Origin of the sequence: Bacillus sp. 22190 (genome assembly GCF_052045575.1) — a bacterium.
Classification (GTDB): domain Bacteria; phylum Bacillota; class Bacilli; order Bacillales; family Bacillaceae; genus Bacillus; species Bacillus altitudinis.
In genome coordinates, this window is record NZ_JBQEPF010000029.1 from 1 (window position 1) to 10,974 (window position 10,974).

Annotated in this window: 10 protein-coding genes and 1 pseudogene; 5 read left to right on the forward strand and 6 right to left on the reverse strand. The window is 35.7% G+C overall.

The window, feature by feature from the left end; translation table 11 throughout:
• The 3 genes and pseudogenes from ACTJKA_RS19575 to ACTJKA_RS19585 all read right to left on the reverse strand — a co-directional run.
• Positions 1-206: pseudogene (locus ACTJKA_RS19575) on the reverse strand (aspartate phosphatase); the annotation flags it as partial.
• Between the two features lie 491 nt (positions 207-697).
• Positions 698-1,528, reverse strand: a complete 831-nt coding sequence (locus ACTJKA_RS19580) for a sialate O-acetylesterase (RefSeq protein WP_336749646.1) — start codon at positions 1,526-1,528, stop codon at positions 698-700.
• Between the two features lie 116 nt (positions 1,529-1,644).
• Positions 1,645-2,559 (reverse strand): LysR family transcriptional regulator, encoded by a 915-nt coding sequence (locus tag ACTJKA_RS19585; RefSeq protein WP_148780220.1) that lies wholly within the window; start codon positions 2,557-2,559, stop codon positions 1,645-1,647.
• Positions 2,560-2,847: 288 nt separating this feature from the next.
• On the opposite strand from ACTJKA_RS19585, the gene ACTJKA_RS19590 reads away from it, so the two are divergent.
• From ACTJKA_RS19590 to ACTJKA_RS19610, 5 genes are all read left to right on the forward strand, one after another.
• Complete coding sequence (locus ACTJKA_RS19590) at positions 2,848-3,645, forward strand: dihydrodipicolinate synthase family protein (protein ID WP_017359637.1); 798 nt, start codon at positions 2,848-2,850, stop codon at positions 3,643-3,645.
• Positions 3,646-3,731: 86 nt separating this feature from the next.
• Positions 3,732-4,955, forward strand: coding sequence for a CynX/NimT family MFS transporter (locus tag ACTJKA_RS19595; RefSeq protein WP_336749642.1), 1,224 nt, complete (start codon positions 3,732-3,734; stop codon positions 4,953-4,955).
• A gap of 502 nt (positions 4,956-5,457) precedes the next feature.
• Entirely contained in the window at positions 5,458-5,664 is a 207-nt protein-coding gene (locus ACTJKA_RS19600; RefSeq protein ID WP_148780223.1) for a hypothetical protein, read from the forward strand.
• Between the two features lie 780 nt (positions 5,665-6,444).
• Positions 6,445-6,891, forward strand: coding sequence for a MarR family winged helix-turn-helix transcriptional regulator (locus tag ACTJKA_RS19605; protein WP_336749639.1), 447 nt, complete (start codon positions 6,445-6,447; stop codon positions 6,889-6,891).
• A gap of 32 nt (positions 6,892-6,923) precedes the next feature.
• Positions 6,924-7,868, forward strand: a complete 945-nt coding sequence (locus ACTJKA_RS19610) for an acetyl-CoA carboxylase carboxyltransferase subunit alpha (RefSeq protein WP_336749637.1) — start codon at positions 6,924-6,926, stop codon at positions 7,866-7,868.
• 107 nt (positions 7,869-7,975) lie between these two features.
• Here ACTJKA_RS19610 and hemB read toward each other — a convergent pair whose 3' ends face one another.
• The 3 genes from hemB to ACTJKA_RS19625 form a co-directional block, all read right to left on the reverse strand.
• The gene (gene hemB, locus ACTJKA_RS19615; protein ID WP_060832249.1) at positions 7,976-8,971 is read right to left on the reverse strand and encodes a porphobilinogen synthase; all 996 of its coding nucleotides are present in this window, start codon (positions 8,969-8,971) and stop codon (positions 7,976-7,978) included.
• Positions 8,972-9,450: 479 nt separating this feature from the next.
• Entirely contained in the window at positions 9,451-9,585 is a 135-nt protein-coding gene (locus ACTJKA_RS19620) for a hypothetical protein (RefSeq protein WP_265154117.1), read from the reverse strand.
• A complete protein-coding gene (locus ACTJKA_RS19625) occupies positions 9,575-10,606 on the reverse strand; it encodes a tetratricopeptide repeat protein (RefSeq protein WP_407708009.1) in 1,032 nt (343 codons plus the stop codon). Before ACTJKA_RS19625 ends, ACTJKA_RS19620 begins: the two co-directional genes overlap by 11 nt.
• Positions 10,607-10,974: the final 368 nt, after the last annotated feature.

Here is a 10,974-nt window from a genome sequence, read left to right on the forward strand (position 1 = left end):
GAGGGTTTAATATAATCAAGCATAAGCTGATGACGAAAGCACATCAATTGATAGTAAATCAGTAAATCCTGGTCTTCTTCCATTCGTTCAATTTCTTGTTCTACCTCAGCTTTCAAAATCTCTGCATCTGAAACACTAAATTAACGAATCATTTTATACCATTCATTTATTTTCACACCAACATGTGAAGAAAGGACCTTCTCCATCCCCTTACTCCCCTTCCACAAGATTGCCTTATATTACATTTATTATGACATACAGAAATTTACAAGACACCGAAAAGAAACCGCAAAAAGAACCATTGTACATCAATAAACCTTTGGCACATGTCTTTATCATCACAAAACTAAAAGGCAGACTCATTTCAGTCTGCCTTCACCTTCTAGATTTCCATGAGAATACCTTTTGTCTTCAGGTAATTTGCATTGAATCTAGCCTTTTTTCTTTTAATATTGCATACAATTTCGTGATGTCTAGATCGATCACCTAGCTATATGAGCATCAGGCTACCGTCATATAATGATGAAAGTACTCTTTTCATGGATAACTTTCGACTATTTGTTTAAACATTTTATATCTCCTCCTGAATGTGATTTACTGTATTCAGGAGGAAGCTTTATCTGTTTTTACCACCACAATCATCCTTTCACAAGATATATCATGTTTCTGTTTATTCAAAGACTACTATGAGCTTTGCCTACGTTAAAGCCTCCAGCAACTCTTCATAAGTCATCTTGCCCAACGTGAATTTTTCTAGTGCTATATATGTATTCTCCGCTGAGGTATTCATTCTATTATGACAGTCATTCACTAGCTCATGTTCATTTGGTAATGGTTCATGTATATGTTCTGTTTTTCGAAATGCTTCATAGTATCTTATACCAAATATTCTTTGGGAAATCGCATTGATGTGAATTCCGTCCGGATTAGGTATAAGGCTTTTCGCAGTAACATAATAACAATTTTCATGATGATTTGCATATTTTTGTAGTATCTCATTGATCAGTTGATGTTCCACACATCCTGCGCCAAATGCTGTCTTTCCTAAGAAATCGCCCAAACCACCTATCACAAGCGGAATGTTAGGTACAGATAATTCAGTTCTCAGTTCATGAAATAATCTTCGTATTTTTTCATCGTATTCTTTGTATTTCCCATCTTGGCTGTCACTTTCTCCTTGATGCCATAATATTCCGGCCAATTCGCTATCTTCCCTTGCAAATTTAGCTTCATTTATTGCATGACGAAATAATGCCCCATCTCGTGACCACTCATCAATGGAACTGCCACCTTCGGCACATGGGATAAGACCAATCTTCTCTCTCTCATGCTCTTTACACCAAGCCTCCGCAAAAGAAGCCGCTAGTCCTACGCCAGCTACCGGTCTATCAAAATGGATGGGTTCAGTCATCATTTGCCATCTACCATTTCGCAACATCATGATTCTTTCATTATAAATTGGTGGCACTTCATGCTTGAAGCCTCGCCCCGCCATATTTGATTGTCCAATTAGTAAAAATGACTTCATATCTTTCCCCCCTCTAAATATTTTATCAAAAATGTATTTGCTTGAACGTAATCAGTTTACCCTTGCTCTGTGATTTCTAGAATTTCAACAATCTCTTGAAATTCCCTTAAAAACGATTACTTCTTTCTCGACTCATAAACATAGTTCAAATCAAAAGCAATCTCTTTTAATATATCAATGAAAATGTGAATGGCTGCTCCTAGATGTTTATCCTTCCTATAAACGATTCCTACACTTCTAATCAGATTAGCGTTCTTTATAGGAATAATCTTTAATTGAGGTTCGTTTAAGTATTCAAGATAAGGAGTCGGTAAGACCGTTATCCCTATGCCATCTACCACCATATTAATTAATGACTGCATAGTTGTTACTTCAAAAATAGGATTGGGTAGAAAACCAATATCTTTACAACTTTTGTTGATAAACTGTCTGATGTAAAATTGCTCAGGAAACAAAATTGAAGCAGTTTCTTCTAATACTTCTAACCCCAACTTTTCACGTTGTGCCAGGGGGTGTTTAACAGGTACTGCAAAAGCCATATCTTCCGTGTATAAAGAGATTGTTTCAAATTCATCCCCTTTCATTGGTAAAAACACAATCCCTAAGTCCACTCTATTTTCTATTAAGTGTTTTTGAATATCCCCAGTACGGAGACCTAGTACAGAAATTTTAACAGCTGGATATTGCTGATGAAATTTAAATAATGCCGGTGGAATAAGGTAGTTCTCTACTGTTAGCAATGTCCCAATTGAGATTGATCCTCTTTGAAGCCCATTTAATTCATTAATCGATATTTTTGCTTGTTCAATTTCGTGAAAAATATTGCGAGTATATTTTAATAGGAGTTTTCCTGATTCAGTAAGAGTCGTTTTCTTACCAATACGATCAAACAAAGGTGTTCCAATTTCATGTTCTAAAAGTTTGATTTGCTGGCTTAAAGATGGTTGAGATATTCCAACCTTTTCAGCAGCTTTTGTAAAATGCAGTTCTTGACACATTGTATAAAAATACTCTAATTGCTTTAATTCCATTCTTCCGACTCCTAAATAGAAATTTTCACAAGTACAAACTTTATGATTTTTAAATATTAACATCTAATATACATTATTATACAAATAAAACCATAGGTACAAACTATAGTTATTATATAAATAATTGAATTGTTCTATAAAAATAAGTGTCTTAGACTATTACATGAAGGCTAGACTTACATGCACAAATAATTTCTTCAAACCATGTAAAGGAGGTCAGTCGATATAACGAGAACAAGTAACATTTTTTAGAAAGTATAAAAATTTTAATGTAGGAGGTTAAAACAAGTGAAGAATTTAAATGTCGCGATTCCAACCCCCTTTCATGAAGATGAAAGTCTGTACTTGGATGGATTTAAACCAATCGTTGAGTATTTAGCTGAAAATGGTATTGATTCACTACTCGTATCTGCAACTACAGGTGAACAAAATTCAATGAGTATTGAAGAAAGGATACAAATTATTGATTTTTTTAATCAGCAGGACTTTAAACATGTTGAACTAATGTTTGGTGTATCAGCTACAACGACAAAAAATGCAATAAAATTGATTGAACATCTTGAGGATTCAGTTTTCGACTCGATTCTCATTCAATTTCCTCCTTATATCCTACCAACTCAGGAACAAGCGATGTCTTACATGAATGAATTGTTAGAGCAAACCACAAAACATGTTGTTCTTTATAATAATCCTTTGCGCACGGGGTTTGAATTAAGTGCTGACTCATTTCACACTCTTATGAATCAAAAACACTCTCATTTGGTTGGGATGAAAGAAGAGAGTGATGTTAGACGCCTAAAAAATACAACTTTACCAGATGACTTTATCATGTTCGCTGGAGGGGACGTAAACCTCACTGAAAAAATATTAAACGGATGTAACGGGCTTTCTAGTATGGTAGGAAATGTTTATCCAAAAGAGATTCAAACATTTTTTAGTGACTTAGTTGCAAATAAGCCTGTGAATCTTCAAAAAATAAATCAATTAATTGATGAGGTGACACGTGGACATGCGATTGTCAATATTAAAAACCATTACAATGCTTTAGGCATAAAGGTAGGTAGGTGTCGTTCTCCCATTCGATAATTATTAATTCATTGCAAGCAGGTTCGAATCGTTCATCCAGCTTGCCCCAATTCGTTATAAAAGATTTGGAGGGGTCTATAGCTGCCATGAGTATTCCACAAACGGAGCAAAAGAAAAGATCGAGTATGCAGACAAATAAAAAGATATTAACTGTTGTTGGTGTTATTCTAATTGCAGCAAATCTTAGGGCCCCAATTACATCAGTCGGTCCAGTATTGTCTTCCATTCGTGATCATCTTGGTATCTCTAACACATTAGCTGGTACAATTCCTACAGCCATTTTATTCACATTCGCATTGTTTTCTCCTTTTGCCCCCAAGATCACTCGCCGTTTGAGTATGGAATTAACACTGTTTATGTCGATAGCATTATTATTCGTTGGAATTGGAATACGTTCTTTTGGTAGAGTGGACACGTTATTTTTAGGAACCGTCATAATCGGTTCTTCAATTGCGATTTGTAATGTTTTATTACCTAGCTTCATTAAACATCATTTTGCAAACAAATTAGGTTTGATGACAGGCCTATATGCTGTTTCTATGAATTTATTTGGCGCTATTGGTTCAGGGATTAGCGCCCCCATTTCTTCATCATTAGGTTTCGGATGGTCAGGTTCCCTGGGTTGCTGGGGAATCTTAACTCTTCTTACCATGATATTTTGGGTACCAAAACTAAGGAACAACCAAGAATCTTTGGATTTTTTTCGAAAAGAGAATAAGAAAAGACCTATCAGCCTTTGGCGTTCTAAGCTAGCGTGGAATGTTACATTGTTTATGGGGTCTCAGTCCTTTGTATTTTTCACAGTCATTTCATGGATTCCTGAAATTCTTGAAACTAAAGGGCTAAATGCTAATGAAGGTGGATGGATGCTGTCATTGATGCAACTTTCAATGCTTCCTGTTACATTTATTGTACCTATTTTAGCTGGACGTTTTAGCAATCAACAGATATTAGTATGGATTTCATTTCTCTTGCTTGTTGTTGGTTTAATGGGCATTTTATTTGGCGTGTCATTCCTTATACCTCTGTGGATGATAATGATTGGGATTGGCATTGGAATGGCCTTTAGCTTAGCCATGATGTTTTTTAGTTTACGCACCAAAGATACACAAGAAGCAGCAGAATTATCTGGTATGGCACAGTCTTTAGGCTATCTATTAGCAGCGATAGGACCTATTTTATTCGGCTGGTTACATGACATGACTTATCATTGGACTGTTCCTCTGTTCATGCTAATCTTCATTTCAGTCATTATTTTAATTACTGGTGTGAATTCTGGTAAGAACGTATATGTTACTTCTGCTAAATAAATAGCAACATTCATTAAGAATTTTTATGACACATGCATCGTAAAGGTTTTGAGTTAGTAACTTCTTCCCCAATTCGTCCCTTTTCAAAAAAATAAAACAAATATCTGTTGTCAAAAAACCCTTGCTTAGCAAGGGTTTTAATGATGATTCCGGCTAAACTCGATCCTGCAACCTCTCCCCTGTCAAGGACCGTTCAACCCCTATAACAAATAACCTATTAACTTCATTTATTTACAAATGATAACACTCATTAGAGATGGAGAACCAATATGCATACATATTCATTATGAAAAAAAATTTCAAAAGGTTTAATAATATCCACGGTTTCAGGAACTTTTTTTATTCACACCTTCTGCAGAAGCAAAATTCGAAACCATTCTAATCACTCTTGAACACTATACAGGCGCTCTTAAAGTGAATGGAAGTGAAAGAACCATCATGTTGTTCTTTTTTTAAAATGAACTAAAACACAATGCTGAAACAATAAGGAGGTACTTGATTAGTGACACAGGAAAATAAGGCATCAAAAAGTTTGTTAATTACTTTACCCGCCGCTATTATCGCTATTGTATTGATTTTAGGAAAAATTGATACACCTGTAACAAACATTTTATCTTATGTAGTAGCTTTTGTTGTAATTGGTTTAACTGTTTCAAGCTTAATAAAAGACTACAAAAAAAGAAAGATTGATGACTCTTCGAAGGTGTAGCTATGAAAAACACGATAATGAGCCCTTCAATAGTAGAGATAAGGTTACCAAAATACGGTTTTATGATCTTAATCACACTATGAAACTATTGTATTGTTAAATGGCTCACCTGTCGTATCTTAAATTGACCACACTGAAAAATACAGTGTGGTTTTTCATTTCACTAATGTTTTTTTGTTTTAGAGATACAAAAGCCACTCTCGACTATCTCAAGAATGGCTCTGTATCAACATCTTTTCATATGAATCCGACTGGGTTCGAACCAGCGATCTCTCCCCGTCAAGGTGAATGACCTTATCCGTAACTTCCAGATGTTCTCTTAAAAAGACTGTTTTAATAAGATTCTATGCTAAGCCTTTCTAATAAAAAAAGTGCACTCCTGAAGAAAACTGAAAGGGTTCGCACCCAATCCGTCCCCATAAAAAAACAGACCCTGCATGGTCTGTTTTCATTTTGCCTATACGTTTTGAGATGTGTTTCTAATACCTTTTGATCAGCAGCCGTAGCTTCTTCAAATCGACCTTGTTTCCCATGCTCATCTGCATATACTATATAGCATGCTTCAGCATAAGCGAAACGCTGTTTCTGCTCTACATACTGAAAGACCTCGGGCAACTACTTCTCATTTATATTAATAAAATAAATTGGTTTATACCATTTTAACAAGTAGAAATATCTCATTCTTATTTTAATATTGGCTTACGTTAAACTTGTGAAAAAAACACATTCATGTATAATACAATTGATGTATCATACATGAATTTTAGGAGGGTGACCTTTTTGAAAAGAGAAGATGCCTTAAAACTAAGATCAGATATTAAGAAAATGATTATAATAACTGGGGTTTTTGAATCTCAAAATTTGCCCAATGGACCATTTGAAAAACCTCTACCAACTTCTCAAATGATGGCGTTAGAGGAACTAGAGATGGAAAAATTAACTGTTTGGCAACTATCCAATAAACTTAGATTAGAGACTTCAACTGTAAGTAGATTGGTAGATAAGTTAGTAAAAAAGGGATTTGTTTATCGTGAAGTAAATGAAAAAAACAGAAGAGAACTTTTTCTGCACCTCACAGAAGAAGGTCACATTACTGTTAATCGCTTAAGAGAACAATCCCTTACATTTTATCAACGTATCCTTAATAATTTATCAGAATCAGAACAAAAAATAGTTGTGGATGGTTTTGAATTATTTATTGATTCTATTTCTAAGTCTTTTGATTAGAGTGAGGTAAATCATACCCTTTGGAGGATAAAATGAGTTTGGATTTTGAACGTCCTATTATTGAACTAAAAGAGAAATTTGATGAATTAAAGAAAATGATGAAAGAACATAATGTAGATTTATCATCAGAAATTCAAGAATTAGAAAAACGTTTAAATAAAATGCAAGATGAAATTTATTCTAATCTTACACCTTTTCAACGAGTTCAAATTGCAAGGCTACGTAACCGGCCCACGACATTGGATTATATACCTTTATTGTTTACAAACTTTTTCGAACTTCATGGTGATCGATTATATGGTGATGATCAAGCAATGATAGGTGGTATTGCAAAATTTAAAGGGATGCCCGTTACGGTTATTGGTCATCAAAGAGGGAGAAGTACAAAGGAAAATATAGAAAGAAATTTTGGAATGTCACATCCAGAAGGATATAGAAAAGCGCTAAGACTGATGAAACAAGCTGATAAATTTAATCGCCCTATTATTACATTTATTGATACAATAGGCGCCTATCCAGGGAAAGGGTCTGAAGAACGTGGAATTTCTGAAGCAATAGCTCGAAATCTATTGGAAATGGCTACACTTAAAGTACCAATTGTTTGTATTGTAATTGGAGAAGCATCAAGTGGTGGAGCCCTTGGCATTAGTGTCGGTAACCATATCCATATGTTAGAGTATTCATGGTACTCGGTCATTTCGCCAGAAGGAGCAGCATCTATCCTATGGAAGGATGCTAAGTATGCTCCAGAAGCTGCTAAACATATGAAAATTTCAGCAAAAGATTTAAAGCATTTAGGAATTATTGATGAAATCATTCCTGAAATTAAGGGTGGAGCACAAAATGATATCAACTCACAGGCAAAATTGATTGAATCTGTAATTGAATCATCTCTAAAAAAATTGATACGATTATCCTCGGAAGAGCTTATACAACAGCGATATGAAAAGTATAGACAAATAGAGAATAATAAATGAAAATACTTAAAATCCGTATCGGATTATCTTCCATCAATACTTTTTCTTAAGGTCCTCAAATCCTCCTCATAAAAAAACAGACCACGCAGGGTCTGTTTTCATTTTGTCTATATGTTTTGAGATTCTCCATCTCTCAATCGCTGCGCCATATCTAAAGCAAAATAAGTCAAAATGCCATCGCATCCGGCGCGTTTGAACGCCATTAATGATTCTTCAATTACAACATTTGCATCAAGCCAGCCATTCTGAATAGCTGCCATCAACATTGAATATTCTCCACTAACCTGGTAGGCAAAAGTAGGAACTTTAAATTCCGATTTCACCCGATGTATGACATCTAAATAAGGCAGCCCTGGTTTTACCATGACCATGTCCGCACCTTCATTCAAATCAAGCGCTACTTCTCTAAGGGCTTCATCACTATTGGCAGAATCCATTTGATAGCTTTTTTTATCCCCAGACAGTACATTCCCCAGAGCTTGACGGAAAGGACCATAGAAGCCAGATGCATATTTTACCGCATACGATAGAATTCTTGTATTGACCAGTTCCTTTTCTTCTAAAGCACTCCGTATAGCACCTATACGCCCATCCATCATGTCAGATGGAGCTACAACATCAAAACCAGCTTCCGCAAGGATGATGGCTTGTTCGGATAATCTACTTACACTTTCATCGTTTACGACATAGCCATTACGTAGAATTCCGTCTTGCCCATGAGTGGTATAAGGATCTAATGCAACATCACCGATTAATCCCAGTTCCGGGAATGCCCTCTTAAGCTCGCGGGCTGCCCGACAGATCAAATTATCCGGATTTGTCGCCTCACTCCCATCAGCATCTTTTTTTTCTGGATCAATAACAGGAAATAGCGCAACTGCTGGAATTCCCAATTCTACTGCCTGTCCCACGTGCTCAATAAGACGATCTAGTCCGACTCGCAACTGCCCTGGCAGCGAAACAATTTCTTCCTCTCCTGGTTGTTCCCGAACAAAAACTGGCCAAATGAAGTCATCAGCCGACAACCGATTTTCGGCCACCAATCTGCGGCTCCAGTCATTGTTTCGATTTCTTCTCATCCGAGTGGACGGATAATTCTCCATTAATATCATCTCCTACTGTTTTTTACCTAGTGGTTTTATTATTGCTCAATTATATACATACTTTAAACAAAAATCCCGATTTTCGGCTGGAATTAACTTTTTCCTGTCTATATAGTACCTTAGATTGCTGACTTAAACCTTAACAGACGTAACGATCCACTTTGCAGAACACTTTCATCGTTTGAGTCCTAAGAATACTTAGAAACAACCTGGTGGATAAAAACTGAACAAATATTCATTACCGACAAAACAAAAAAACCCTTGCTGCACAAGGGTTTCAACGATGATTCCGACTGGGCTCGAACCAGCGACCTCTACCCTGTCAAGGTGAATGACCTCATCCGAAGCAAACAGACCTTCCCTGAAAAAGACTGATTTAATAAGGTTCTATGATGAGCATTTCTGAACAAAACTGAAAGGGTTGGTCCCCAATCCGTCCCCATAAAAAACAGACCATGGAGGGTCTGTTTTCATTTTGTCTATACGTTTTGAGAAGTTGTGTTTCGATCGATTTTTTGTATCGATGTCGTGTTTCGATCAGTTGCAATAGTGTACACTCCTGCAGCTGCAACCACAGTAAGAGCAATCATCGTAAAACCCTTCTTAAAATTCATACAAATAATCCCCTCTCTGAATTTTGAGTTGTGTTTCTAATACCTTTTGATAAGCAGCTGTTGCTTCTTCAAATTGACCTTTTTTCCCATACTCATCTGCATACACTATATAGCATGCCTCAGCGTAAGCGAAAAGCTGTTTCTGTTCTAGATACTGAAATACTTCGGCCAGCTGCTCCTCATTTATATTATTAACATAAACCGCTTCTAAGAAGTTAAATAGATTTTCATAAAGCTTATTAGGGGCTTCCTTAAGTATATTAGTTCCTTGTTTTAAAGATGCTTCTCCTTCTTTAAGTCTTCCTGCTTTAAATTGCGTACAGCTAATCGCAAAATACAATTTTGTAAGAAGCCCAGAATCATCTTCTGCCTTTAGAATAGCCTTCTCAAAATAATTGATTGCTTCATCCCATTGACCGTCTCTATCAAATATATGGCCAATATTCAAAAATGATTTAGTTAGGATTTTTTGATCTCCAATTTCCTCTGCTATTTTAATTGCATTCTTTAGATAAGGAATTGATTTATCATGTCGAGCCAAATCATCATAATTTCCTGCTATGACAAATAAACATTGAATTTTTCTTACTTTATACAGATCATATTGATCGTAGATTTCCAGAGCTTTTAAAATATGATGCATCGAAACGTGGGTTTGTTTCATAATATAGTAAGCTTCAGCCACCTTGAAGTGAAACTCAGCTTGTTCAATATCATCTATAACTAGCGTAAGTTGTTTCTCCGCCATTTTATAGTATTGGATGGCCTGTACATATTCTTTTATACTGAACTCGTACATCCCACGAAAAAAAGCGTTGTAATACTGCAGCATGCCGGACAATTTATGATTGGAGTTTTCTATTTTATCAACTAAGTCTGCAATGGATAAAGAGCGTTGATCAGAGGGTTTAATATAATCAAGCATAAGCTGATGACGAAAGCACATCAATTGATAGTAAATCAGTAAATCCTGGTCTTCTTCCATTCGTTCAATTTCTTGTTCTACCTCAGCTTTCAAAATCTCTGCATCTGAAACACTAAATTAACGAATCATTTTATACCATTCATTTATTTTCACACCAACATGTGAAGAAAGGACCTTCTCCATCCCCTTACTCCCCTTCCACAAGATTGCCTTATATTACATTTATTATGACATACAGAAATTTACAAGACACCGAAAAGAAACCGCAAAAAGAACCATTGTACATCAATAAACCTTTGGCACATGTCTTTATCATCACAAAACTAAAAGGCAGACTCATTTCAGTCTGCCTTCACCTTCTAGATTTCCATGAGAATACCTTTTGTCTTCAGGTAATTTGCATTGAATCTAGCCTTTTTTCTTTTAATATTGCATACAATTTCGTGATGTCTAGATCGATCACC